Raw genomic sequence first — 24,804 nt, 5'->3', positions numbered from 1 at the left:
TCACAGCCCCAAATACGCCTGGCGCACGCGGTCGTCGGCGAGGAGCTCGGCCCCCGTGCCCTCGAGCACGATGCGGCCGTTTTCGAGTACGTAGGCGCGGTCGGCGAGCTTGAGCGAGACCGCGACGTTTTGTTCGACGAGCACGACCGTGAGCCCCTCGCTTGCTAGTGTGCGGATCGTGCGCAGCATCTCACCGACGACGGCGGGGGCCAAGCCCAGCGACGGCTCGTCGAACATCACGAGGCTCGGCTCGCCCATCAGGCAGCGGCCGATCGCGAGCATCTGTTGTTCGCCGCCCGACAACGTGCCCGCTGCCTGGCGCTCACGCTGCGCGAGTTTCGGGAAGAGGGCCAGAACACGCTCGAGATTCGCGTGGCGCTTGGCCTTGGCGCGCTTCAGCATGGCCCCGGTTTCGAGATTCTCGCGCACCGTGAGCGTGGGGAAAATTTGACGACCCTCGGCGACTTGGCCGATCCCGAGTTCGCAGACCTTGTGGCTCGGCCAGCCCGCAATATCCTGCCCGTGCCACAGAATGCGCCCGCGCGCGGGCTTGTGGATGCCGGCGACCGTGCGGATCAGCGAGGTTTTGCCGGCCCCGTTGGCGCCCACGATCGCGACGACGCTGTGCGCTTCAACGCCGAGCGACACTTGGTCGAGCGCTTGCGCATCGCCGTGGAAAAGATCGAGCGTTTCGACCTTGAGCATCATTCGAGCGCTTCGGCCCCCAGATAGCATTCGAGCACGAGCGGATCGCGTACGACGGCAGCGGGTTCCCCTTCGGCGATCGCGGCCCCGTGATGGAGCACCAAGATGCGCTCGGCGAGCGCCATCACCGCACGCATCACATGCTCGATCAGCAGCACGGTGAGGCCGCTTTCGGCTGCCAGCGCTTTGAGGATCGCGACGATGCGATCGGTTTCGGTGGGCCTCAAGCCCGCCATCACCTCGTCGAGCAGCAGGAGTTTGGGTTCCGTTGCGAGTGCCCGCGCCATCTCGAGGCGTTTGCGGTCGGGCAATGTGAGGCTTGCCGCGAGCTGGCGGCGCTTGTCCCACAGATCGAGGCGGCGCAGCGTTTCGCCCGCCGCTTGTTCGGCATTCGCCGGATCGCGATGGCGAAGCAGGGCGCCGATCTTGGCGTTTTCGAGCACGCTCAAACCCGGAAACGGCCGCACGATCTGGAAGGTGCGCGCAATGCCGGCTTGGCAGATCTTCTCAGGCGCGAGCCCTGCGATCGGCTTGCCTTCGAAGGCGATGCTGCCGGTGTCGGGCGCATAGACGCCCGCGAGCAGATTGAACAAGGTCGTTTTGCCCGCCCCGTTCGGCCCGATGATCGCGTAGATCGCACCCTTGTCGAGACCGAACGAAACATCGTCGACGGCCGTGAGGCCGCGAAAGCGCTTCGTGACGTGCGCGACCTCGAGAAAACGGCTCACGGCGTTTCGAGCCCGAGTTTGCGGCGCAGCCACGGCCACACGCCCGAGGGGGCGACCCACACGATCGCCATCAAGGCGAGGCCGTAGAACACGGCCTTGGTGCCGGGCGCACTCAAGCCCGCTTCTTCGGTGGCGGCGATCAAGCCTTCGCCGAGCGGGGTGAGGATGAAGGCGCCCAGGATCGGACCGATCAAGGTGCCGAGCCCGCCGACGATCGGGGCGAGGATCATCTCGATCGAACGCGACATGTCGAAGATCTGTGCCGGGAAGAGATTGTTGTAGTAGAAGGCGTAGAACGTGCCGCCGACGGCCGCCATTGCGGACGAGATCAGCACCGCCTTCATCTTGACCGCGAACACATCGATGCCGAGTGCGCGGGCGGCCGCTTCGTCCTCGCGCACGGCGAGCCAGTAATGGCCGATGCGCGCGGCGCGCAAGGTTGCGCACAGCCACAAGGCCCCCAGCATCAGCGCCAGCGCCAGATAGTAGAACAGCAAGGGTCCGCCGCGCAGGTTCCACCATTGATGGGCTTGCTCGGCGCGCACGGGCAAGAAGAGCCCACCTGCGCGGCCTGTCCAGTCCATATGGTCGAAGGCGATGCGCGTGAATTCGGCGAAAGCGATCGTGAGCAACGCGAAATAAACGCCCGCAATGCCGAAGCGGAAGCCGAGCCAGCCGATCGCAGCACCGAACGCCATCGCGACGGCCATGCCGGCGAACATGCCCGCCCACGGGCCGATGCCGAACTTGGTCCACAAGGCCGCCGCGACGTAGGCGCCCAAGCCGACATAGAGCGAATGGCCCAGCGACAATTGGCCCGCGAAGCCCATCATGATGTTCCAGGCTTGGCCCAAATAGGCGAAGTAGAAAATCAGGATCAGCACCGACAAAAGATAGCGGTCGGCCGCTATCGGTGCGGCCGCAAGCCCCACAACAAACAGGGCCAGCAGTAATTTGGCGCGGCCGTTGAGCGGGGCAAAAACGCTCATTGTTTGCGGCCCAACAGGCCTTGCGGGCGCAGCGCCAAGATCGCGATCAGGATCGCGAAGCTGAACATGCTCTTGGCCGAGGGCGCCACGAGGAACGAGGCAAACGCCTCCGACACGCCGATCAGAATCCCGCCCACCAAAGCGCCCGCCATCGAACCCATGCCGCCGACGATCACGATCGTGAAGGCGAGCAGCGTGAAAGCAGGGGCGAGCATCGGCGTTGCGTCGGCCAGAACCACCATCAAGGCGCCCGCCGCCCCCACGCACGCCATACCGAGGCCGAAAGTGAGCGCGTAGAGATGCTTGACGTCGAGCCCGACGATCGCGGCCCCGAGCAGATTGTCCGCGCACGCCCGGATCGCCATGCCGGTGCGGCTCCACCGGAAGAACGCGAACAGACAGGCGGCCACGACCAACGCGGCGGCGGCGGCATAGACGCGCACTTTGTCGATCAGCACGTTCGCCACTTCGTAGCTGTCGAAGCCGTAGGGCAGATTGGCGTGCCGCGTGTCGGGCCCGAACAGCATCAGCAAGCCGTTCACGAGCACGATCGCGAGGCCCACGAGCAGGATGAACTGCTCGTGCTCGGGCCGGCCGACGAACGGATTGATGAGATGGCGCTGCAGCAGATAGCCGAGGCCGAAAAAGCCGAGCCCGATCGGCAGCATTGCCAGAATCGGATCGAGGCCGAATATGGCGAAACCCAGAAACGCCAGATACATCGCCACGACCGCGAATTCGCCGTGCGCGAAATTGACCACGCGCACGACGCCGAAAATGACGGACAGGCCGAGCGCCATCAGCCCGTACACCAGCCCCGTCAGAACGCCTTGGACCGCAACCGTGACGTAGAAATCGAACGGCATCGCCGTTGTTCGATTCTTTACGTGCGGCCCTGCCAGCCCGGCATCGGCAGCACGGGCGCCATCGTGGCGGAGTCTTCGGGCAGCACCACGACCGGCATGCGGCCGCGATTCTGCACGCAGGCCGAACCGATATTCGGGTTCTGGCCCTTCTCGTCGAAGCGGATCGGTCCGCCGATCATCACATGCTCGGTGAGGTTCGTGGCGCGGATCGCTTCCATGAGCGGCACGCCGCTCGTGGTGCCGGCGCGCTTGAACGCGTCGGCCGCGATCAGCAGGGCTTCGAACGTGAAGCCTGCATTGAAGCCGTCGGCGGCAAAACGATTGCCGGGATTCGTGGCGGCAAACGAACGCTCGAGGGCTTGCGTCATCGCCGACTTCGGATTGACCCACGGCAGGTTCGAGACGTGGAAATCGGCGAGCGGCCCCAGCGCCTGGTAGAATTCCTCGTCGTACATGCCGGGGCTGCCGGGCGACACGATGCCCATCGGCTCGAAGCGCTGGCGCACCATATCGCGCACGAGCTTGATCGCGTCCGACGCGCGCGTGACGACCAGCACCAGATCGGGGCGCAGGCTGCGCAGGCGCGTGACCTCGACCGACAGATCCTGCGCGCGCGGATCGTAGGCGATGCTCTCGACGAGCTGGAACGGCATGTTCGTGCGCGGAAAGATGGCATCCATCGCGTTGCGCTGCGCCTGGCCGAACGTGTCGTTGGCATGCAGGAACACGGCGCGCTTGGGATCGATCTTGGTGGCCGCAATCAGGTTGTTGATGAGCCGCAAGCCGTTGGTCACGAGCTGCGGCCCGGTCTGGAAATTGCGCACGAGGAACTTGAGGCCCTGCTCCGTGATCGGCGGGGCGGCCGCGATATTCACGACGAACGGCACCTGGCGCTGTTCGCAGACTTGCGCGATCGCCAGCGTGTGGCCGCTGTCGAAAGCGCCCGTGAGCACATGCGCGCCGTCGTTGATGAGCCGCTCGGCCTGGGTGCGCGCGATGTCGGCGTTCGATTCCGTATCGACATGCACGAGTTCCACCCGGTAGCCGAGCTCGGCCAGCACGCGGGGGGCGGCCAAAGCGCCGCGATGGCAGCTTTGGCCGGCCTGCGCCAACAGCCCCGAGCGCGGCAGCAGCACGCCGATGCGCAAGGTTCCGGCTTGCGCAGAAACGATCGCCGGAGCGGCGAGGGCGGCAGAGCCGGCAGCGGCACCCGCCAATACGGCACGGCGCGAAACGCTTGTCTTGAGGGTCATGGCGGCAGCCTCCCGGCCAAGTTTGCGAATGTTTGCTTCGAGCCCGAGTGAAGCCCGCATCGCGCCCGAGCGTCAAGCGCGTCAGCGGGGCCAACAATAGGTTACCTTGAGCGACGATCCGCGACGGTAGCCTATTTATCCCATTGATTTTTCACCGATGTAACCACGGCGACGAATTTGGGTTACCTATGCGCGAGCCCATATTTGTCGGGGTTCCCCCAGAATTTTTCTTCACCTGTCAAACAGCGCCCGCCGCATGCGGCGATGGTCAAAATAGAGCATATTCCTAGTAAAAAACAAGCTGTGGCGCCCACTAACGTCGGCGCTTCGCTCACCCCACCGTTTCCGGCGTGAGGTCCATTTTGACGGCGTAGCGCGTGAGGTCGGCGCGCGCGACCGAGCGGCCGAACACGACCGGGCGGTCGGCTTTGTCGCAGACGACGAAACTGTGCGACAGCATCGCCGTCCCCTCGGGCACCTGAAGCAATTCGGCCTCTTCGGCACTCGCACTGCAGCCTTCCACTTCCATGTCGGCGCGCGTGAGGGCTGCGTTGCGCGCGAGGGTCGCGAAAATGCCGGTGCGCGCGTCGGTGCGCGTGATCCCTTTGGCCAAATCGGGCGGCACGTAGCGCCAATCGACCGAGATCGGCGTAACCTTCATCGCGCGCAGACGTTTGATCGCCAGCACAGGCGTCTTGGACGCAAGCTTGAGCGCTGCGGCGACGTTCTCAGGCGCTTCGATCGTGGCAAACGACACGACCGAGATCTTCATCGGATCGCCGCTTATCCATTTTTTGGCGAGATTGCGCCCGAGGCTCAGCTTCTCTTCGATCTTGTGCGCGCGCACGCGCGTACCCGCCCCGCGCTGGCGCTGCAGATAGCCCGATTCCGCAAGCTCGGCCAACGCCCCGCGCACGGTGACGCGGCTTACGCCGAACATTTCGGTCAAGGCGGCTTCGGTCGGGAACTGCTCGCGCTCGTCGGGCCAAGCCATGATCATCGCAAGCAGGCGGCTGCGCACCTGCACGTACAAAGGCAGTGGCGACTGGCGGTCGAGTTTGAGATCAACCCCGGCGAAAGCAATCGAATCGACAACGTGTTTTTTCACAATTGCCAATTTAGGCGTGCGGCGCGCCCACGGGAAGCAAGAATTTTTGCGGCGCGCGCCTTACGCGGCCGCCGGCACGCCGGCCTTGGCCAGCGCCTTGGTCTGGCGGGCGGCAAGGGCTTCGACGCTGAAACCCTCGATGAGGCCGTGGAACGCGCGATGCCAATTCACCTCTGCTTTGAGGTGCAAAAAGACCGAGCCCAGGCCCACGGCTGCCCGGTCCATCAGCACGAACTCGCGCGGCGGCTGCACGCCGCCCAGATCGCGCAGTTCCTTGTGCACTTTTTCGGCGACGTCGCGCCCATACGCCCCCGAATTGGTCTCGTCGATCGGGCGCGCGCGGTCTTCCATCAAGGGTGCGTAGATGAACGAGGCCCAGCGATTGAGCGCCTGCACCTTGACCTTGGTAAGATCGGTGAAACCCCAGGTTTCGTAGGCATGCACGGCAAGGGCGGTGTCGCCGTCCCGCAAGGCGCGGTAGAGATCGATGACCCCGCCCACGAAACGCGGCGGAAAAATGCGCACGCAGCCGAAATCGAGCAGATTGATGCCGCCGTCGGGCCGCACGGCATAGTTGCCGAGATGCGGATCGCCATGGATCGCACCGTAGCCGTAGAACGGCACGTACCACGCGCGGAACATGTTCATCGCAATCTGGTTTCGCAGTTCGACGGGAGCGTCTTTGAGCGTAAGCAGCCCCGCACCCTCGAGCCACGTCATCGACAAAAGCCGCGTGCTCGAAAGCTCGGCGATCGCGCGGGGCACATGGATCTGCGGCTCGCCTGCGAGCATATGCGCATAAAGCGCCATGTGCCGCGCCTCGCGCCCGTAATCGAGCTCTTCGCGCAGGCGCGCCGACAATTCGGCATGGATTTGGCCCGTGCGGATGGCCGGGTCGTAGCGCTCATAGACGCCGAAGATGAGCCGCAGCTGCTTCAGATCGGCTTCGACGGCCGAGGCCATGTCGGGATACTGGAGCTTGCAGGCAAGCTTGGTGCCGTCTTTGGCGGTGGCGCGATGCACTTGGCCGAGCGAGGCGGCGGCGGCGGCCTCGCGCTCGAACGACGAAAACCGGCTCTGCCAATCGGGCCCCAATTCGGCCGCCATGCGCCGCTTCACGAACGGCCAGCCCATGGCGGGCGCGTTCGATTGCAACTGCGAAAGTTCGGCCACGTATTCTTCGGGCAGCGCATCGGGGATGGTCGACATGAGCTGGGCGACCTTCATGAGCGGCCCTTTGAGGCCGCCCAAGGCCGCGCGCAACTCGCCCGCATGGCGCTCGCGATCCATCTTCACGCCCAGCACGCGCTCGGCGCCGAGCCGCACGGCAAGCCCGCCCACGGCCGTGCCCACGCGCGCATAGCGCGCCATGCGCCCGCCGAGCCGGTTGGATTCGCTGCCGCCTGCCATCAGATCTGTGCCATCAAAACGATCCCATTACAGCGTTTCGAGTTCGTCGATGAAGCCTTCGATCACGCCGAGCCCTTGGCGCCAGAAGCCGGGGTCGGACGCGTCGAGCCCGAACGGCGCCAGCAATTCCTTGTGCCGCTTGCTGCCGCCCGCGCGCAGCATCGCGAGATATTTCTCGGCAAAGCCGTCGGGCGTCTGGCGATAGCGCGCATAGAGCGAATTCACGAGGCAATCGCCGAACGCGTAGGCGTACACGTAGAACGGCGTGTGCACGAAGTGCGGAATGTAGGTCCAGTAGTTCCGGTATTCGTCGTGCAGGCGCAAGGCCGGCCCCAGGCTTTCGCGCTGCACGTCGAGCCAGATTTCGCCGATGCGCTCGGGCATCAATTCGCCGTTGCGCCGCTCGGCATGCACGCGCATCTCGAACGTGCAGAACGCGATCTGGCGCACGACCGTGTTCAGCATGTCCTCGACCTTGCCGGCCAGCATCGCCTTGCGGCGCTGCGGATCGGATGCTTGCGCCAGCAGCTTGCGGAAGGTCAGCATTTCGCCGAACACCGAGGCGGTTTCGGCGAGGGTGAGCGGCGTATCGGCCAAGAGATGGCCTTGGCCCGCCGCCAGCAATTGGTGCACGCCGTGGCCGAGTTCGTGCGCGAGCGTCATCACGTCGCGCGTTTTGCCCTGGTAGTTCAGCAGCAGATAGGGATGGGCCGAGGGCACGGTCGGGTGCGCGAAGGCGCCCGGCGATTTGCCGGGGCGCACGCCGGCATCGATCCACGGATTGTCGAAAAAGCGTTTGCCCAAGCCCGCAAGATCGGTCGAAAAATCGCCGTAGGCTTCGAGCACGGTGTCGCGCGCAGCCGGCCACGGCACGTTCGTGTCGTCGGCCATCGGCAAGGGCGCGTTGCGGTCCCAATAATCGAGCTGCTCGACGCCGAACCATTTGGCTTTGAGCGCGTAGTAGCGGTGCGACAGACGCGGATAGGATTGCTGCACGGCCGTCATCAGCGCGTCGACGACTTCGTCCTCGACGCGGTTGGCGAGATTGCGCGCCGAGATGGGGGCCGCGTAGCGGCGCCATTTGTCTTCGATCTCTTTGTCTTTGGCGAGCGTGTTGGTGATGAGCGCGAACAGCCGCGCATTGTCCCCCAGCGTCTTGCCCACCGCTTTGGCGGCCGTCTTGCGGACCGCACCCGAGCGGTCGGAAAGCAAGTGCAGCGCCTCGGCCGAGGTGAGGCTCTTGCCGTCCACGTCGAAGCGCAGGCCCGCCATGGTTTCGTCGAACAGCCGCGTCCAGGCGGCTTTGCCGGCCACGTATTTTTCGTGCAGCAGCTTTTCCATGTCGTCGCCCAATTGGTGGGCGCGGAAGCTGCGCAGGTCGGACAGCCACGGCGCATAATGGCGCAAGGCCGGTTCCTTGAGTTTGGGGGCAAGGTCGGATTCTTCGAGCCGGTTGAGCTCGAGCGTGAAGAACAGCGTGTGGCTTGCCGCTGCGTTCACGCGCTCCTGGATGCCCTGGTAGAATTTGGCGATCGCCGGGTCCGATTGGTCGCCCGCATAGGTGAGGTCAGAATAGCTCGAGAGGCGCGACAGCCGCTCGTCGAGCTTTTCGTAGGACTGGATCGCCGCCCCCAGTTCCGAACCCGACAGGCCGTCGAGCTTTCCCGCGTATTTCTTTTCGAACGCCTGCGCGTCCGCCACTGCAGCTTCGAGGGCGGCCTTGAGTTCCGGCGAGTCCGGCCCCGGAAACAGATCGGCAAGGTTCCACACCGGCAGCGTGTCGGATGGGGCAAGTTTCGCGGCGGCAGTCATAGATCCATCCCGGGCTTGGAATTGAGAGGCGAGACTACGATATATGTCGGGAAAGGCGGCGCGCCAAGCGCCGCCGCCGATGGGAGGTCCGATTGCGCGTCGATTTTGCCAAGTGCCCCAATCTGCTGCGGCTTTTCTTCGACCGTGCTGCGGCTTTGGGCGAAGCCCCATTTCTCGTCGCCAAGATCGACGGTGCATGGGTCCCGATCAGTTGGACAGCCGCCGCCGCCAAGGTGCGCGCCTTGGCCAAGGGTTTGGCGGCGTTGGGCGTCAAACCAGGCGACCGCATCGGGCTCATCGCCGAAAACCGGCCCGAATGGCTTTTGGCCGACCTCGCGATCATGGCGGCGGGTGCGATCACGGTGCCGGCCTACACAACCAACACGGTTGCCGACCATCGCTACATCCTGGCCAATGTTTCGGCCGTCGGCGTGATTGCGTCGACCGCAGAGCTTGCGACGAACGCGATGGCGGCCGCGCGCGCGGCGGGCCCGCACTGCCGCTTCGTCGTGGCGATCGACGTGCCGAAGATCGCCCAGCATGCGGGTGTGGATCTGCATGGCTGGAACGATGTGGTGGAACGCGGCAAAGACACGCCCGACCCGACCGATGCCACGACCGCGCGGCTCGTCCGCAGCGACCTTGCCTGCATCATCCATACGTCGGGCACCGGCGGCTTGCCGCGCGGCGTGATGCTGCATCACGGGGCCATCCTGTGCAACGCGATGGGGGCCGACGATCTCGTGCAGGTGCTGGGCGGAACGCACGAGCGGTTTTTGTGTTTCCTGCCGCTGTCGCATGCCTATGCGCACTCGGTCTATGTCGGGGTTGCGACCGGCATCGGGGCGACGATCCATTTTGCCGAAAGCGTGGACAAGCTCTCGGCCAACATGCTCGAGGTGCGCCCGACCTTGATGACGGCCGTGCCGCGCCTCTACGAGGCGCTGCACCAGCGCATCCTGGGCGGTCTCAAAAAGGCGAGTCCGCTGCGCCAGAAGCTGTTTGCCGCAACGCTCGATCTGGGCACGCGGCGCTACCGCGGCGAAAAGCTCGGGCTGTTCGACAGGTTGTTGGACGCAATCCTCGAAAAGCTCGTGCGCGAAAAAGTGCGCGCGCGCTTCGGCGGATCGTTGAAGGCGTTTGTGTCGGGCGGGGCCGCCCTCAATCCCGAAATCGGCATCTTCTTCCACGCGCTCGGCGTGCGCGTGCTGCAGGGCTATGGGCTCACCGAGGCTGCGCCCGTCGTTGCGTGCAACCGGCCCTTCATGGAGCGCATGGAAACGGTCGGCCCGCCCTTGAAAGGCGTCGAAGTGCGCTTGGCCGAGGACGGCGAAATCCTCGTGCGCGGCGAACTTGTGATGACCGGCTATTGGAACGATCCGGCCGGGACTGCCAACGCCGTGCGCGACGGGTGGCTGCATACGGGCGACGTCGGCAGTTTCGACGCGGCCGGGCGCCTGTGCATCACCGACCGCAAGCGCGATTTCATCAAAAATTCCGGCGGGCAGATGATCGCACCCACGAAGGTCGAGGGCACGTTGCTGCTCGAGCCCGAGATCGCGCAGGCGATGGTGGTCGGCGACGGCAAGCCGTATCTCGCGGCCGTTCTGGTGCCGAACGCAGAGGCGATCGGTACGGACGACTTGCGCGAGGCTTTGGCGCGCGCGGTCGAGCGTGCCAACGCCAAACTCGCTTTGCCGGACCGCGTGCGTAAATTCGTGGTAGCATCCGCCCCCTTCGCCATCGACAACGCGCAATTGACGCCCACGCTCAAGGTCCGTCGCCACGCCGTGCGCGACGCTTACGCCGACGCTCTGGAGGGGCTCTACAAATGAAATACGCACTAATTGTGTTTGCGGCCTTGGCACTCGCTGCCTGCGGTGCCCCGCCCGGCGTTTCGACCGTCGCACGGCTTGCGAGCGAAGACCGCACCACCTCGCAGATCACCGAAGACAACCGCATCCTGATCGCCTTCAACCGCGCGGTCGCGGGCGAATCGGGTGCCTTGTTCCGCGACGTGTCGACGGATGTGTATCTCACGCGCATGATGCTGACCGGAGCGGTCGCAACCGCCCCCGCCAAAGCGCGCGCCGAGGCGATCGCGCGCGGGGTCCAGGGCGTGGGCCAGATCGTCAACGAGATCCAAGTCACGAGCGAGGGCGGGGTCGGGGCCACGGCCAACGATCTCGTGATCGAACAGAAGCTCGGCGTGAAGCTGCTCGCCGCCGACGGCGTGCGCTCGGTCAATTTCCGCTACCGGGCGGTCAACGGCACGGTCTATCTGTTCGGCCGCGCGCATACCCAGGCCGAACTCGACAAGGCGATGGCCGAAGCGCGCAGCACCGACAATGTGCGCCGCGTCGTCTCCCACGTGCAGGTCCGGCCCTAGCCGCAACGGCCCCGCATGGACGAGCTGCTCGAACTCAAGCTCTATACCGAGCGCCTGGTGCTGCGGGCACCTGAAGACGGCGACGCGCCGGCCCTGGCGCGCTGGTGCGGCGATTGGGAGTTGGCGCGCTGGACCGCCAACATCCCGCATCCCTACACGCGCGCGGACGCCGAAAAGTTCGTCGACGATGCGCGCCGCGCCATCGTCGATGCGCGCACGCTGACCTTCGCGTTCGAAAGGCTTGAGGCGCCGGGCCTCATCGGCACCATCGGCCTCGGGCTCGACGGGGCGGGCGAAGAGGCCGACATGGGCTGGTGGGTCGGCGGCCCGTTCCAGGGGCTGGGTTACGCAAGCGAGGCCGCGTCCTGCATCGTCGATTTCGCGCGCACCATGGGATTGCAACGCTTGACGGCAGGCACGCACCCCGACAATCTTGCCTCGCAAAGTGTGGCGCGCAAACTCGGCATGCGGCGGGCCGGGCGCCTGCTGCGCGCGCAACCGGCGCGCGGGCAGCCGGCCGAAACGCTGGAGTTCGCGCTGACGCTGTAGGCGGGGCTTCGAATACGGGGGAGAACGATGCGGGGGATACTGGGTTTGGCGACGGCATTGCTGCTCGCGGCGGCACCGGCTTTTGCGCAGTACGAGGTCGTGCAAGGCTTCGACGATCTGCCGCCCAAGGGGCCCGGAACGGCCCGCGGCATCGTCATCTGGAACCACGGACTCTCGGGCAACAACGACCAGTCCCGCGCTCCGCCGCCCGCCTATGTGCGCGTGCTGCATGCCGCCGGCTGGGACGTCGTCCGCATCAAGCGCGACGGCCTGTCGGAAGGCGGCGGCTGGACCACGGGCGGTTTGCGCCATGTCGCACGCACGGTCGAAGAAGTGCAGCGTGCCAAGGTGCAAGGCTATGCGCGCGTGATCCTGGCGGGCCAAAGCTATGGCGGTGCGATCGCGCTCGAAGCCGCGCGTCGCGTCGAGGTGTATGCGATCGTGCCGTCCTCGCCGGGGACAGGCGTATCCTCGACGCTCGTCGGTACCGTCGCCGCCGAGACGGCGGGCACCGACCATCTCTATGCGTCCCTGGCCGACGGAAAATTCGAACGAGCGGCCGCCATTCTGCCCTTTTCCGACGAATTTGCCTTGGCAAGCCCCGAGCGCGGACGTCGCGCCCGCGAAATCCTGGCCAAACGCAACGTGCCGTTTCTGCCCTTGGACGACGCTTCGACGATCCTTGTCGGTCATGGCGGTTCGAGTTCCAGCGCCATGACGCAAATCTACGCCGTCTGTTTGGCGGCGTTTCTCGATCCGCTGCGCACGCGCGCGGCGGGTGCCGCCGCTTGCGGGCAGGGCGGTTTGGCCGCTGCACCCGATTTGATGGCCGAGACCGCAACGCTGAAACCGGCCGCCTTGCCGGCCGGCGAGTGGTGGAAATTCTACGAGGGCGTTTGGGTGGGGGCTTGGAGCGGGCCCAACCTCGCCGCCATCGCCCTTGAAAAAGCGGCGGACGGCTACGAGCTTGTGTATCTGATGAGCGCGCGCGGCTCGAACAAGCTCGACAAAACCTTTCGCGTGCAGGCGCGTCTCGATGGGCGCAATGTCGTCGCGGAATTGCCGCACCAGAAAGTCACGCTCGAGCACGAGCAGCGCACGCGGCAAACGATTTTGCGCTGGGCCGACGGCAAAGGCGGTACGGGTGCTCTGTTGCTGCGCAGCTACGCGCCGCGCGAACCGGGGTCGTAAACGCGCGCCTGCGGCTGCCTCAGATGCCGTGGTAGCTGCGGAACCAGGAGACGAAATTCGGCACGCCGACGTCGATCGCCGTGCGCGGGGCGAATCCCAAATCGCGCGTCGAGGCTTCGATGTCGGCGAAGCTCTCCGGCACGTCGCCCGCCTGCAAGGGCTGCAGATCGAGAATGGCTTTGTGGTTCGTCGCGCGCTCGATGAGCTCGACGAAGCGCAGCAGCGGCTCGGATTTGTGGTTGCCGAGATTGTAGACGCGGTGCGGGGCGCTCGCCCCTGCGGGCGGCACATGGTCGAGGGCGGCGATCACACCCGCCACGATGTCGTCGATATAGGTGAAGTCGCGGCGCATCTGGCCGTTGTTGAAGACCGGAATGGGCTGGCCCGCGAGGATCGCCTTGGTGAAGATCCACAGCGCCATGTCGGGCCGGCCCCACGGCCCGTAGACCGTGAAGAAGCGCAAGCCCGTGGCCGGCAACGCATAGAGATGGCTGTAGCAATGGCCGACGAGTTCGTTGGCGGCCTTGGTCGCGGCATAGAGCGAGACCGGCCGGTCGATCTTGTCGGCGACGTCGAAGGGCAATTTCGTGTTGCCGCCATAGACCGACGAGGACGAGGCGTAGACGAGATGCTTGATGTCGCCGCGCCGCCGGCACGCTTCGACGACGTTGAAATGGCCGACGATGTTCGTGCGGATATAGACCTCGGGGTTCGTGATCGAATAGCGCACGCCCGCTTGGGCGGCCAGATGCACCACGCGGTCGATCGCCTTGTCGGCGAGCGCTGCCGCAAAAGCGCCGTCGCTCGCAATGTCGGCGCGCACCATGCGGAAGCCCGCATGTTTGGCAAGCTCGGCGGCGCGCGCTTCTTTGAGCGCCACGTCGTAGTACGGATCGAAATTGTCGAAGCCGACGACGCTTTCGCCGCGTGCCAACAACGCGCGCGCGACGGAAAATCCGATGAATCCGGCAGCCCCGGTGACAAGAACGCTCATGATGGACGGCGTTTTAGCCGCCTTGGCCGGCAAAATCACGCGCCAAGTTGGGGTGGGGCCAAGTTGCCGACCCCTGAAGTTCTGGACTCCGCCCCAGCTTGCCTGTTAGCGTTCCGATTATGGAAAGCGTCGCGGTTCGCATCGTCCGTTGGCAGGCTTGGTGGCGCTAAGCGCCAGCCAACCCATTTCCCCTTTCCGATTCCCGTAATCGACCGACCGTTTCGCCGCCTTGGCACCAAGCTGGGGCCGCAGCCCATTCTTGGTGAGGATGCCATGCGCACCGAATTCGCCTCCAAAACCGGCCTCGTCGTCGCGCGCGTGAAGCGCCCGCTCGACTACGCAACCGCCCTCGATGGTTTCGCCGAAAAGCTCGACCGCACGCGCGGCGGGCTGTTCTCGTCGGGCGTGGATTATCCGGGGCGCTATTCGCGCTGGGAATTCGGCTTCATCGATCCGCCGCTCGAACTGGTCGGCAACGGGCGTCGTTTGACTTTGCGGGCGCTGAATGCGCGCGGCGAAATCCTGCTCGATCTGTTCGACCCGATCTTGGCCGAATTTGCCTGCGTCGAGAAATCGGCGCGCTCACGCGTGCTCGAGATCGCGCCCGCCTTGGGACCGTTCCCGGAAGAGCAGCGCAGCCTGCAGCCGTCGCTGTTCTCGCCGCTGCGGCGTATTGTGGCCGAGTTTGCCGGCATCGGCGACGCGTTCCTCGGGCTCTACGGCGCCTTCGGCTACGATCTTCTGTTCCAGTTCGAGCCGATCGCCCTCAACCATGCGCGGGGCCAAGATGCGCGCGAGCTGCATCTGTTTTTGCCCGATCGCATGTACATCGTCGATCGCCGCAAAGAGACGGCGTTCCGCTACGACTACGAATTTTCGCGGGGCGAACGCACCACGGTAGGGGCGGCGCGCAGCTGCTACGCACCCGTGCCGAAGCGCCGCTATGTCGAACCCACCGAAAAGCCCGAAATCACCAGCGACCTTTCGGCCGAACAATACGGGGCGATGGTCGATGCGGCGCGCGAGCGCATGCGCGTGGGCGACATTTTCGAGGTCGTGCTGTCGCGAAGGTTCGATGCTTTGTACCCCGGCGCACCGTCGGGCCTGTTCGCCAAACTCAAGAAGGTGAACCCGTCGCCGTTCGAATTCTATCTGCAGCTCGGGCCGGACCGGCTCGTGGGCACGAGCCCCGAAATGTTCGTGCGCGTCGAGGGTACGCGCGTCGAATCCTGCCCGATTTCGGGCACGGCAAGGCGCGGGCGCAACGCCATGGAAGATGCCGAGCGGCTCAAAGCGCTGATCGATTCGGAGAAGGACGAAGTCGAGCTCACCATGTGCACCGACGTCGACCGCAACGACAAATCGCGCATCTGCGAGCCGGGCTCGGTCAAGCTCCTGGGCCGCCGCCAGATCGAAACCTATGCGGGCCTCTTCCACACGGTCGACCATGTCGAAGGCCGCCTGCGCGCCGACGTGACGGGCCTCGATGCGTTCATCAGCCATATGTGGGCCGTCACACTCACGGGTGCGCCGAAAAAATGGGCCGTCGAAATCGTCGAAGCGATGGAGACGGCCCCGCGCGGCTGGTATGGCGGAGCCGTCGGCGCCTTGCTGCTCAATGGCGACGTCAATACCGGCATTACGATCCGCACCGTGCATCTCGAAGACGACATGAAAAAGCGCCAGATGGCGCGCTATCGCGTGGGTGCGACGTTGATCTGGGATTCGACGGGCCCGGAGGAAAACGAAGAGACGTATCTGAAGGCCAATGCATTGTTCCGCGTGCTGGCCCCGCCCGCCGCCGCGACGGCAGACACGGCGCAAGTGCCGGGGCCGCGGGCAGGGCGCAAGATCGTGCTGATCGACAACGAAGACAGTTTCGTCCACACGCTCGCCGACTACTTCCGCCAAACGGGGGCGACGGTTTCAACCTATCGCCATGGGCTCTCGGCCGCCCAGATCCTGGCGCTTGCCCCTGATCTCGTTGTGCATTCGCCGGGCCCGGGCACGCCGCAGCAATTCGGCGTGCCCGCTTTGGTAAAGGCGCTGGCGCAAGCGGGCGTGGCTCAATTCGGCGTGTGTTTGGGCCTGCAAGGGACCGTCGAGGCGTTCGGCGGCACGCTGTCCGTGTTGCCCGAGCCGCGCCACGGCAAGCGCTGGAACGTGCTGCACGATGCAAAGGGCCTGTTCGCGGATTTGCCCAGCCCGTGCGCTGTCGGCGCCTACCATTCGCTCTACGCCGATATGGCGACCTTCCCGCATGAAGCCTTCGACATCACGGCCAAGACCGAGGCCGGCATCGTGATGGCCGTGCAGCACAAGACGCTGCCGATCGCCGCCGTGCAGTTCCATCCCGAATCGATTCTGTCGATGGGCTGGGCCGGGCGCGGCGAGATCGGGCGAATCCTGATCGAAAACGTACTCGCAGACCTTGTGGCAAAGAAGTAAACGCAGGCCGCCTGACGAAACGTCGTTGCGCGAACCTGCCGGGATCGCGCAACAACGCGAAAGCAAATCGAACGAACCCAAGCTGGAGATTGCGTTCTTTGCGGCAAGCTGCGGCGGCGATTGAGCGGACCCGCACTTCGCTGTACGGTTTTCCAAGACCGACGCGCGACCAATGCAAACGGCAATCAGGGACGGGAAACGCAAATCATGACCCCAGCCGCCGGCAAGCTGCTCGATCTCGCCCTCGACGACAAATACACGGCGCATTCGGGCCGCGTGTTCCTGACCGGCACGCAAGCGCTCGTGCGCCTCACGCTGATGCAGCGCGAACGCGATCTGGCCGCCGGCCTCGACACGGCCGGGTTCGTCACGGGCTATCGCGGTTCGCCGCTCGGCGGTCTCGACCAGGCCTTGTGGAAGGCCAAGCGCCATCTCAAAGACCATCACATCCATTTCACGCCGGGCGTGAACGAAGACCTCGCCGCCACCGCCGTGTGGGGCACGCAGCAAGTGAATATGTACGAGGGCGCCAAATACGACGGCGTGTTCGGCATGTGGTACGGCAAGGGCCCCGGCGTCGACCGTTGCGGCGACGTGTTCAAGCACGCCAATGCGGCCGGCACCTCGCCGCATGGCGGCGTGCTGGTGCTGGCGGGCGACGACCATGCTGCCAAATCCTCGACCTTGCCGCACCAGTCCGAGCACGAATTCGTCTCGGCCATGATCCCGATCCTGAACCCGTCGAGCGTGCAGGAATTTCTCGACATGGGCCTCTATGGCTGGGCGATGAGCCGCTATTCGGGCTGCTGGGTCGCGTTCAAATGCACGGGCGAAACGGTCGACAGCACAGCCTCGGTGTCGGTCGATCCGCACCGCATCAAGATCGTGCAGCCGACCGATTTCCAGATGCCCGAAGGGGGCGTGCATATTCGCTGGCCCGATCCGTGGCTCGACCAGGAATACCGGCTGCAGAAATATAAGGTCTACGCAGCGCTTGCGTTCGCGCGCGCCAACAAGCTCGACAAGATCGTCATCGACAGCCCGAACCCTCGCTTCGGCATCGTGACGACGGGCAAGAGCTATCTCGATGTGCGCCAAGCGCTCGAAGATCTCGGCATTGACGATGCTTTGGCCGCGCGCATCGGCTTGCGCGTCTACAAAGTCGCGATGCCGTGGCCGCTCGAGCGCGAAGGCGCGCGCGCCTTCGCCGAGGGCCTCGAAGAGGTGCTCGTCGTCGAGGAGAAGCGCGCCCTCATCGAAAACCAAATCAAAGAGCAGCTCTATAATTGGCGCGCCGACGTGCGCCCGCGCGTGATCGGCAAGTTCGACGAGAAGGGCGAATGGATCCTGCCCTCGTCCTACGAACTCAATCCGGCCCAAATCGCCAAGGTCATCGCCAAACGCCTGAAGCCGTTCTACTGGTCCGAGCGTATGGCAGCACGCGTGGCGCTGATCGAAGCCAAGGAAGCGGCCCCCGAAGGCCATAGCTTCAAGCGCATCCCCTATTTCTGCTCGGGCTGCCCGCACAACACGTCTACGAAAGTGCCCGAGGGCAGTCGTGCAGCTGCAGGGATCGGCTGCCATTTCATGGCGCTGTGGATGGACCGCGAGACCACGACGTTTACGCAGATGGGGGCCGAAGGCACGCCGTGGATCGGCCAAGCGCCGTTCACGACGACCAAACATATTTTCCAGAATCTCGGCGATGGGACTTACTACCATTCGGGCTCGCTCGCGATCCGGGCGGCGGTCGCGGCCAAAGCCAACATCACCTACAAGCTCTTGTTCAACGACGCCGTCGCGATGACCGGCGGCCAGCCGCATGACGGGCCGTTGACCGTGCCGCAGATCACCAAGCAGCTGCATGCCGAAGGCGTTGCGCGCATCGTGATCACGACTGACGACACGGAGAAATACGGGGCCGCGTCGTTTGCCCCCGGTGTCGAGATTCGCGATCGCGACGATCTCGATGAAGTACAGCGCGAATTGCGCGACACGAGCGGTGTGACGATCCTGATCCACGACCAGACCTGTGCGGCCGAGAAGCGCCGCCGGCGCAAGCGCGGGACCTATCCCGATCCCGCCAAGCGCATCTTCATCAACGATGCAGTGTGCGAAGGCTGCGGCGACTGCTCGGTCAAATCGAACTGCCTGTCGGTCGTCCCTGTCGAAACCGAATTCGGGCGCAAGCGCGCCATCGACCAATCGAGCTGCAACAAGGATTTTTCCTGCGCCAAGGGTTTCTGCCCGTCTTTCGTGAACGTGCTCGGCGGGCGCGTGCGCAAGGCCAAGAGCAAAGCCGCAAGCGGGGCGGCCGATCCGTTCGCGCTGCTGCCCGCCCCCGAACTGCCGTCGCTCGACAAGCCCTACGGCATTCTGGTCACGGGCATCGGGGGTACGGGCGTGGTCACGGTCGGCGCCTTGGTCGGCATGGCAGCCCATCTCGAAGGCAAGGGCGTGTCGATCCTCGACATGGCGGGCTTGGCGCAGAAAGGCGGCGCGGTCGTGAGCCACATCCGCATTGCGGGCTCGCCCGACGATCTGCACGCCGTGCGCATTGCCGCAGGCGAAGCCAATCTGCTGCTCGGTTGCGACGTGGTCGTGGCCGCCGGCGCCGAAACGCTCGACAAGATGCGCATCGGCATGAGCCGTGCCGTCATCAACAGCTACGAAGCACCCACAGGCGATTTCACGCGCAATCCCGATCTTGCGTTCCCGAACAAGGAAATGCAGGACACGATCGCGCATGCGTTGGGCCAGGGTGCGATGGACGTGGTGGACGCCACGAAACTCGCCACGGCGCTGATGGGCGATTCGATCGCGACGAACCCGTTCATGCTGGGCTTTGCCTGGCAGAAGGGCCTTGTCCCCGTCGGGCTCGAAGCGCTGATGCGCGCGATCGAACTCAACGAAGTCGCGATCGAAGCCAACAAGCGCGCCTTCCAATGGGGCCGTTTGGCGGCCGTGGACATCGCGCGCGTCAAAGAAGCCGCCGCCCCCACCATGCCGGTCGAAGCCAAAATCGCCACGACGCTCGAAGATATCGTGGCCGCCCGCGTGGCCCATCTCACGGGCTATCAGGATGCGAGCCTTGCCGAGCGCTACGCCGCGCGCGTTGCCGCGATCGACGCGGCCGAGCGCACCAAGACGCCGGGCCAGATCGGTTTGGCGCTCGCGGTCGCGCGCTACTACGCAAAGCTGCTCGCCTACAAAGACGAATACGAAGTGGCCCGCCTCTACAGCGACGGAAAATTCCGTGCGGCCTTGGCGCGCCAATTCGAAGGCGCTTACCGAATCGAATTCAATCTCGCCCCGCCGATGATCGCCGAGATCGACGCCAATACGGGCCACGCCAAGAAGCGCACCTTCGGCCCGTGGATGCTGTCGGCATTCGGCGTGCTCGCGAAGTTCAAGTTCCTACGCGGCACGTCGTTCGACATTTTCGGGCGCACGGAAGAGCGCCGCACGGAACGCCGCCTCATCGCCGACTACGAAAATCTACTCGACGAAATCGCTGCGAACCTCACGCCCGCCAACCATGCGGCGGCGGTGGGTCTCGCCTCGATCCCCGAAGAAATCCGCGGCTACGGCCACGTGAAACAAGCCCATTTTACCCGCGCCAAAGCGCACGAAGCGATGCTGCTGGCAAACTTCCGCAACCCCGCCGCAACGGCCCAGGCGGCGGAGTGAGCCTCGTCTACGGCGTCGATGGCTGTCGCGGCGGATGGGTCGCGGTCGGGGCCGAGGGGCGCACAAAGAGCGTGCGCTTCGTGCGCCGCTTCGAGGAACTATTCGACGCGAAGCCCGCTTTGATCGCAGTCGATATGCCGATGGGTTTTGCGGACGAAGCTTTGCCCGGCGGGCGCGATTGCGAGCGCGCCGCGCGTGCGGCTTTGCCGGGCAAAGGCTCGAGCGTGTTCTCGGCCCCGTGCCGTGCGGCCCTCGATGCAGCCGACTATCGCGCGGCCCTCGATGCCAATCGCAAGGCGCACGGGATCGGGCTTTCCAAACAATCTTTCAACCTGTTCCCGAAAATGCGCGAGCTCGATGCGGTGCTGCGCGGGCAGCCGCCGTGCCGTATCGTCGAAGCGCATCCGGAATTGGGATTTGCGCGGCTGGCAGGGGCACCCATCTTGGCGCCCAAGCGCTCCGCAGAGGGCCGTCAAGCGCGGCTTGAAGTACTCGCCAAAGCTGGTTTCGGCGTCGTCGAAAAATGGCTCGATCGCTTTCCGCGCGCGCAAGTCGCGGTCGACGATGTGATCGATGCGGCTTGTGTGTGCGTGGCCGCGTTGCGCGTCGCGGCCGGTAAGGGCGAGAGCTTCCCGCCCGTGCCGTCCAAAGACCGCTTTGGAATCGAAATGGCGGTCTGGCGCTAGCTCAGATTTCCAGCGCGGCGCGGTAGAGGTCGAGCAGCTCGTCCTGTTCCTTGCGGTCGGGCTCTTCCATTTTGCGCAGCTTGATGACCTGGCGCATGATCTTCGTGTCGAAGCCGTTGCCCTTGGCTTCGGCGTAGACTTCGCGGATATCGGTGGCGAGGTCGGTTTTCTCGGCTTCGAGTCGCTCGATCTTTTCGACGAACTGCTTGAGTTTCGCCGCTGCAATGCCGCCTACTTCGCCGCCGTCCGCCATCTGCTGTCTCCAATATGCAATGAAGCGCGCGAAGCTACCGATTCGCGCGGGTCCCCGCTAGGGACTTTTCTTCCCCAGCCTGTGGATAGCGTTAGTGCTTGTGTGTCTCGGCGAATTTGGCCTGTTTGGCGGCGTCCGCCGGGGCTTGGTGCTTGGCCTTCCATTCGTCGTACGGCATGCCGTAGACGATTTCGCGCGCTTGTGGGTCGGTGAGCGCCACGTCGCGCGTCTGGGCTTCGGCCAGATACCATTTGGACAGGCAGTTGCGGCAGAAACCGGCCAAATTCATAAGGTCGATATTCTGCACGTCGGTGCGTTCCTGCAGATGCTGCACAAGACGCCGAAACGCGGCGGCTTCAAGCTCGGTGCGGGTCTTGGGATCGAGATCGGCGGCCATGGCGTGTCTCCAGCGCGGGGGTGTGTGGCCGCAATATAGGGCGGTCGCGCCCTTACGACAAACCGGACGCGGTTTCGGCGATCAGCCCGTCCACCACGGCGACCAGCGCTTCGTGCCGGTCCGCACCGTCGGCCAATGCGAGCGCGTAAGCCTGGCGCTGGCGATGGGCGGAAGTACCGCGCGTGAGGATCGTGCGCGCGTTCGCGATTTCGGCCGTGCAGTCGAGCCTTGCGGCGTCGGGGGCGATAAGTTCGAAAAGTTCTTCGAGCAGGCCCGCAAAATCGACGATGCGGTCCTTGCCGAAATCGACGAGGCCCGCATCGAAGCCGTAGCGCTGCGCGCGCCAGCGATTTTCGCGCACCAGCATGTGCGGATAGATGCGCCAGCGCTGGTTCTGGCGTTTGAGGCGCCACAGCATCGACAACAGGCACTGGTAGAGAGCGGCAATCGCGACCGCGTCGTCGAGATAGGGGCACATGTCGGTGATGCGCATCTCGAGCGTGGGAAAGCGCGCGGAGAGACGCACATCCCACCAGAGTTTCGAGGCATCGTCGATGAGGCCGGCCGCCACCAGCCTTTCGAGCTGGCGGCGATATTCGCCGTAGCTTTCGAAATGGTCGGGCAGGCCCGTGCGCGGCAGTTCGTTGAAGATCGCAACGCGGTAGCTTGCGAGGCCCGTATCCTCGCCGCGCCAGAACGGCGACGACGTGGACAGCGCCAGCAGATGCGGCAGGAAATAGCCGATCTGGTTCATGAGATCGACGCGCAGCTCGTCGTCGTCGATGCCGACATGCACATGCAGCCCGCAAATCACGAGGCGACGACCGACACCCTGCAGATCGCGCTCGAGGGCGCGATAGCGATCCTTGTCGGTCGCCTCGACGCCGCGCCATTCGGCGAATGGATGCGTCGAAGCCGCGATGGGGGCAAGCCCTGCCTCGCCCGTGACGGCGACGATCGCGCGCCGCAGTTTCACGAGTTCGGCGCGCAACTGGCCGGCCGTGCGGCACACGCCGGTCTGCACTTCAAGCTGGGCGCGCAGAAATTCGGGACTGACTTGGCCTGCCTGGCCTTGGGCTGCAAGGGCGGCTTCGCAGCGCGCCACAAGGTCGGCAGGCGGATCGCGCGCAAGATCGCGCGTGCGCTTGTCGACCAGCAGGTACTCTTCCTCGAGGCCCAGCGTGAAAGCGGGCTCGCTCACGCATAGACCTCGACGCGGCGCAGCTCTTTGCGCGCCAGCAGGGGCTCGAGCGCGTCGCCGAAGATCGCGGCCCATTTGGCGGTACCCGCCTGCGTGTCGATGAGGTCCTGGCGGATCTCGATCAGCGCGTGCGGATAGCCGGTTTCTTCGCAATGTTCGCGCATCGTGAAGCCGTGGCCGTCGCGCGCATCGTAGGGCTGGTTGTCGCCGACTTCGATGTCGCCGCGGCTACGCAACGCCGCCATCAGGGGGACGGGCAAGCGCGGGTCCGAGCGCCACAGCACGCCAATATGCCAGGGCCGCGCAAAGCCCTTGAACACCGGCGTGCAGGAATGCATCGACACGACGACCGGCACGTGGCCGCTCGCGCGCATATTCGCAAGCACGCTGCGGATCGCGTCGTGGTAGGGCGCGTGCAATTCGGCCACGCGGCGCGCGCGGGCGGCCGGCGTTAAATCCTGGTTGGCCGGAATATCCGTGCCGTCCGCGACCGCCGGGCACAGGCCCGGATCGTCGGTGCGGCGGTTGCAGTCGAGCACCAGGCGCGAATAGCGGCTCTCGATCAAAGCGCAGCCGAAGCGCTTGGCCAAATGCTGGGCGACGGCCAGAGCGCCGATGTCCCACGCAATATGGCGATCCCAGTCGGCGCGCGGCACCCCCATGTCGCCAAGGGCCCGCGGCACGTCGCGCCCGGCATGGTCGCACAGCAGAACCAACGGCGTCGGCCGCTCGGCCGGGCGCGCGAAAAAAACGGGAAGCTCGTCGGCTTCGAGAAGCGGCAACAGATTCATGATTCGCGGCCGAGTATAGCGTCCAACCGCGCGCACCTGCTAGGCTCGGTCGCAGATATGACCGACCCGCGCCGCCTTCTCTTGTCGTTGTTCGAAGCCGCCATCGCGGCGGCCCAACCGGCGTTGCGCATTCCGGCCTTTCTGCCGCCGCCGCCCAAGGGTCGCCTTGTGGTGGTGGGGGCGGGCAAAGCGTCGGCCGCGATGGCGCGCGCGGTCGAAGACAATTGGCAAGGCAAGCTCGAGGGGCTCGTCGTCACGCGCTACGGCCATGGCGTCGCGTGCAAGCGCATCGAGATCGTCGAGGCCGCGCACCCGGTACCCGATGCGGCCGGCATGGCGGCGGCGGCGCGCATGATGGACCTTGTGCGCGGTCTCGGGCGCGAAGATTTGGTGCTCGCGTTGATGTCCGGCGGCGGCTCGGCCGTGCTCAGCAATCCGGCCCCGCCGATCGCGCTCGAGATGTTCCGCGCGCTGACGTCGGCGCTGCTCAAATCGGGGGCCAACATCGTCGAGATCAACACGGTGCGCAAACACCTGTCGACGATTTCGGGCGGCCGGCTTGCCGCCGCGGCCGCGCCTGCGCGCGTGCTCACGCTGGGTATTTCGGACGTGCCCGGCGACGATCCTTCGACGATCGGCTCAGGCCCCACTGTGCCCGACCCGACGACGCTTGGCGATGCGCGCGCCGTCCTTGCGAAATACGGCATCGTGCCGGCACCCGAAATCGCCGCACGCCTCAACGATCCCGCAGCCGAAACGCCCAAGGCGCTGCCGCATGCGGCCTATCGCATGATTGCGGCACCCATCCAGTCGCTCGACCGTGCGGCCGAGATCGCGCGCGCGGCAGGCTTTGCCGTGCATTCGCTCGGCCCCGATCTCGAAGGCGAAGCGCGCGACGTGGCGGCAGCACACGCCGACCTCGTGCGCCGCATCAAAGGGGGCCACGGGCCTGTCGCGGCCCCGTGCGTGCTGCTGTCGGGCGGCGAGACGACGGTTACCGTGCGCGGGCAGGGGCGCGGCGGGCGCAATGCGGAGTTCGCCCTCGGCTTGGCCGTGGCGCTCGATGGGCTTGCCGACGTGTGGGCGCTTGCGGGCGATACCGACGGCATCGACGGCACCGAAGCAAACGCCGGCGCCATCGTCGCCCCCGACACGCTCGTCCGCGCGGCGGTACTCGGTTTGTCGGCATCCGAGCGCCTTGCCGACAATGACGGCTACGGATTTTTCGTTAAACTTGACGATCTCGTGACGACCGGTCCCACCCATACCAACGTCAACGATTTTCGCGCTATAGTGATTCGATAAACGCGGTCGCAAAGGGCCGCCCGACACGGAGCGAACCGC

General features: G+C 65.3%; 21 protein-coding genes. 8 read left to right on the top strand and 13 right to left on the bottom strand.

Annotated features, from left to right (window positions below; all coding sequences use genetic code 11):
* From O9320_06120 to O9320_06085, 8 genes are all read right to left on the bottom strand, one after another.
* On the bottom strand, positions 1–705 hold the full coding sequence (locus O9320_06120) for an ABC transporter ATP-binding protein (GenBank protein MCZ8310408.1): 705 nt from the start codon (positions 703–705) through the stop codon (positions 1–3).
* Positions 705–1,433 carry an ABC transporter ATP-binding protein gene (locus O9320_06115; protein MCZ8310407.1) on the bottom strand — a complete coding sequence of 243 codons (729 nt, stop codon included), beginning with the start codon at positions 1,431–1,433 and terminating at the stop codon, positions 705–707. The genes O9320_06120 and O9320_06115 overlap by 1 nt, the downstream gene beginning before the upstream one ends.
* Positions 1,430–2,422 (bottom strand): branched-chain amino acid ABC transporter permease, encoded by a 993-nt coding sequence (locus O9320_06110; protein ID MCZ8310406.1) that lies wholly within the window; start codon positions 2,420–2,422, stop codon positions 1,430–1,432. The genes O9320_06115 and O9320_06110 overlap by 4 nt, the downstream gene beginning before the upstream one ends.
* Complete coding sequence (locus tag O9320_06105) at positions 2,419–3,288, bottom strand: branched-chain amino acid ABC transporter permease (GenBank protein ID MCZ8310405.1); 870 nt, start codon at positions 3,286–3,288, stop codon at positions 2,419–2,421. The genes O9320_06110 and O9320_06105 overlap by 4 nt, the downstream gene beginning before the upstream one ends.
* A gap of 17 nt (positions 3,289–3,305) precedes the next feature.
* The gene (locus O9320_06100) at positions 3,306–4,541 is read right to left on the bottom strand and encodes an ABC transporter substrate-binding protein (GenBank protein ID MCZ8310404.1); all 1,236 of its coding nucleotides are present in this window, start codon (positions 4,539–4,541) and stop codon (positions 3,306–3,308) included.
* 331 nt (positions 4,542–4,872) lie between these two features.
* A complete protein-coding gene (locus O9320_06095) occupies positions 4,873–5,649 on the bottom strand; it encodes a GntR family transcriptional regulator (protein MCZ8310403.1) in 777 nt (258 codons plus the stop codon).
* A 60-nt stretch (positions 5,650–5,709) separates the two neighbouring features.
* Positions 5,710–7,059 carry an AarF/ABC1/UbiB kinase family protein gene (locus tag O9320_06090; protein ID MCZ8310402.1) on the bottom strand — a complete coding sequence of 450 codons (1,350 nt, stop codon included), beginning with the start codon at positions 7,057–7,059 and terminating at the stop codon, positions 5,710–5,712.
* Positions 7,060–7,086: 27 nt separating this feature from the next.
* On the bottom strand, positions 7,087–8,871 hold the full coding sequence (locus O9320_06085) for a M3 family oligoendopeptidase (GenBank protein MCZ8310401.1): 1,785 nt from the start codon (positions 8,869–8,871) through the stop codon (positions 7,087–7,089).
* A gap of 92 nt (positions 8,872–8,963) precedes the next feature.
* Here O9320_06085 and O9320_06080 point away from each other — a divergent pair, with 92 nt between their 5' ends.
* From O9320_06080 to O9320_06065, 4 genes are read left to right on the top strand one after another with little or no spacing between them, the layout of a single operon-like run.
* Positions 8,964–10,706: a long-chain fatty acid--CoA ligase gene (locus tag O9320_06080; protein MCZ8310400.1), complete on the top strand. Its 1,743-nt coding sequence runs from the start codon at positions 8,964–8,966 to the stop codon at positions 10,704–10,706.
* The gene (locus O9320_06075) at positions 10,703–11,260 is read left to right on the top strand and encodes a BON domain-containing protein (GenBank protein MCZ8310399.1); all 558 of its coding nucleotides are present in this window, start codon (positions 10,703–10,705) and stop codon (positions 11,258–11,260) included. Before O9320_06080 ends, O9320_06075 begins: the two co-directional genes overlap by 4 nt.
* A gap of 15 nt (positions 11,261–11,275) precedes the next feature.
* Positions 11,276–11,809 (top strand): GNAT family N-acetyltransferase, encoded by a 534-nt coding sequence (locus tag O9320_06070; GenBank protein MCZ8310398.1) that lies wholly within the window; start codon positions 11,276–11,278, stop codon positions 11,807–11,809.
* A gap of 27 nt (positions 11,810–11,836) precedes the next feature.
* Positions 11,837–13,000: an alpha/beta hydrolase gene (locus tag O9320_06065; GenBank protein ID MCZ8310397.1), complete on the top strand. Its 1,164-nt coding sequence runs from the start codon at positions 11,837–11,839 to the stop codon at positions 12,998–13,000.
* A gap of 19 nt (positions 13,001–13,019) precedes the next feature.
* On the opposite strand, the gene O9320_06060 is transcribed toward O9320_06065, so the two are convergent.
* The gene (locus tag O9320_06060) at positions 13,020–13,994 is read right to left on the bottom strand and encodes an SDR family NAD(P)-dependent oxidoreductase (GenBank protein ID MCZ8310396.1); all 975 of its coding nucleotides are present in this window, start codon (positions 13,992–13,994) and stop codon (positions 13,020–13,022) included.
* Between the two features lie 273 nt (positions 13,995–14,267).
* Here O9320_06060 and O9320_06055 point away from each other — a divergent pair, with 273 nt between their 5' ends.
* From O9320_06055 to O9320_06045, 3 genes are all read left to right on the top strand, one after another.
* Positions 14,268–16,442 carry an anthranilate synthase component I gene (locus O9320_06055; protein MCZ8310395.1) on the top strand — a complete coding sequence of 725 codons (2,175 nt, stop codon included), beginning with the start codon at positions 14,268–14,270 and terminating at the stop codon, positions 16,440–16,442.
* Positions 16,443–16,649: 207 nt separating this feature from the next.
* The gene (locus O9320_06050) at positions 16,650–20,132 is read left to right on the top strand and encodes an indolepyruvate ferredoxin oxidoreductase family protein (protein ID MCZ8310394.1); all 3,483 of its coding nucleotides are present in this window, start codon (positions 16,650–16,652) and stop codon (positions 20,130–20,132) included.
* A complete protein-coding gene (locus tag O9320_06045; protein MCZ8310393.1) occupies positions 20,129–20,818 on the top strand; it encodes a DUF429 domain-containing protein in 690 nt (229 codons plus the stop codon). The genes O9320_06050 and O9320_06045 overlap by 4 nt, the downstream gene beginning before the upstream one ends.
* A 1-nt stretch (position 20,819) precedes the next feature.
* Here the strand turns inward: O9320_06045 and O9320_06040 are convergent, their stop codons facing one another.
* The 4 genes from O9320_06040 to O9320_06025 form a co-directional block, all read right to left on the bottom strand.
* Positions 20,820–21,071: a DUF2312 domain-containing protein gene (locus O9320_06040; protein ID MCZ8310392.1), complete on the bottom strand. Its 252-nt coding sequence runs from the start codon at positions 21,069–21,071 to the stop codon at positions 20,820–20,822.
* Between the two features lie 91 nt (positions 21,072–21,162).
* Entirely contained in the window at positions 21,163–21,468 is a 306-nt protein-coding gene (locus O9320_06035) for a DUF1244 domain-containing protein (GenBank protein MCZ8310391.1), read from the bottom strand.
* A 52-nt stretch (positions 21,469–21,520) separates the two neighbouring features.
* Positions 21,521–22,669, bottom strand: a complete 1,149-nt coding sequence (locus O9320_06030; GenBank protein MCZ8310390.1) for a carboxylate-amine ligase — start codon at positions 22,667–22,669, stop codon at positions 21,521–21,523.
* The gene (locus O9320_06025; protein MCZ8310389.1) at positions 22,666–23,460 is read right to left on the bottom strand and encodes an N-formylglutamate amidohydrolase; all 795 of its coding nucleotides are present in this window, start codon (positions 23,458–23,460) and stop codon (positions 22,666–22,668) included. The genes O9320_06030 and O9320_06025 overlap by 4 nt, the downstream gene beginning before the upstream one ends.
* A 57-nt stretch (positions 23,461–23,517) precedes the next feature.
* Between O9320_06025 and O9320_06020 the strand changes: the two genes are divergently transcribed.
* The gene (locus O9320_06020) at positions 23,518–24,765 is read left to right on the top strand and encodes a glycerate kinase (GenBank protein MCZ8310388.1); all 1,248 of its coding nucleotides are present in this window, start codon (positions 23,518–23,520) and stop codon (positions 24,763–24,765) included.
* Positions 24,766–24,804: the final 39 nt, after the last annotated feature.

Origin of the sequence: Magnetospirillum sp. (assembly GCA_027532905.1) — a bacterium.
Classification (GTDB): Bacteria; Pseudomonadota; Alphaproteobacteria; order CACIAM-22H2; family CACIAM-22H2; genus Tagaea.
The sequence above is the reverse complement of the archived record's forward strand: the minus strand, read 5'-3'. Positions and strand labels throughout refer to the sequence as shown.

Excerpts from the sequence above, each read along its gene's own strand:
- O9320_06025 (MCZ8310389.1), bottom strand. The coding sequence starts at position 23,460 with ATGAATCTGTTGCCGCTTCTCGAAGCCGACGAGCTTCCCGTTTTTTTC.
- O9320_06100 (MCZ8310404.1), bottom strand. The coding sequence starts at position 4,541 with ATGACCCTCAAGACAAGCGTTTCGCGCCGTGCCGTATTGGCGGGTGCC.
- O9320_06020 (MCZ8310388.1), top strand. The coding sequence starts at position 23,518 with ATGACCGACCCGCGCCGCCTTCTCTTGTCGTTGTTCGAAGCCGCCATC.
- O9320_06040 (MCZ8310392.1), bottom strand. The coding sequence starts at position 21,071 with ATGGCGGACGGCGGCGAAGTAGGCGGCATTGCAGCGGCGAAACTCAAG.
- O9320_06070 (MCZ8310398.1), top strand. The coding sequence starts at position 11,276 with ATGGACGAGCTGCTCGAACTCAAGCTCTATACCGAGCGCCTGGTGCTG.
- O9320_06120 (MCZ8310408.1), bottom strand. The coding sequence starts at position 705 with ATGCTCAAGGTCGAAACGCTCGATCTTTTCCACGGCGATGCGCAAGCG.
- O9320_06085 (MCZ8310401.1), bottom strand. The coding sequence starts at position 8,871 with ATGACTGCCGCCGCGAAACTTGCCCCATCCGACACGCTGCCGGTGTGG.
- O9320_06065 (MCZ8310397.1), top strand. The coding sequence starts at position 11,837 with ATGCGGGGGATACTGGGTTTGGCGACGGCATTGCTGCTCGCGGCGGCA.
- O9320_06050 (MCZ8310394.1), top strand. The coding sequence starts at position 16,650 with ATGACCCCAGCCGCCGGCAAGCTGCTCGATCTCGCCCTCGACGACAAA.
- O9320_06090 (MCZ8310402.1), bottom strand. The coding sequence starts at position 7,059 with ATGGCAGGCGGCAGCGAATCCAACCGGCTCGGCGGGCGCATGGCGCGC.
- O9320_06060 (MCZ8310396.1), bottom strand. The coding sequence starts at position 13,994 with ATGAGCGTTCTTGTCACCGGGGCTGCCGGATTCATCGGATTTTCCGTC.
- O9320_06105 (MCZ8310405.1), bottom strand. The coding sequence starts at position 3,288 with ATGCCGTTCGATTTCTACGTCACGGTTGCGGTCCAAGGCGTTCTGACG.
- O9320_06110 (MCZ8310406.1), bottom strand. The coding sequence starts at position 2,422 with ATGAGCGTTTTTGCCCCGCTCAACGGCCGCGCCAAATTACTGCTGGCC.
- O9320_06075 (MCZ8310399.1), top strand. The coding sequence starts at position 10,703 with ATGAAATACGCACTAATTGTGTTTGCGGCCTTGGCACTCGCTGCCTGC.
- O9320_06035 (MCZ8310391.1), bottom strand. The coding sequence starts at position 21,468 with ATGGCCGCCGATCTCGATCCCAAGACCCGCACCGAGCTTGAAGCCGCC.
- O9320_06055 (MCZ8310395.1), top strand. The coding sequence starts at position 14,268 with ATGCGCACCGAATTCGCCTCCAAAACCGGCCTCGTCGTCGCGCGCGTG.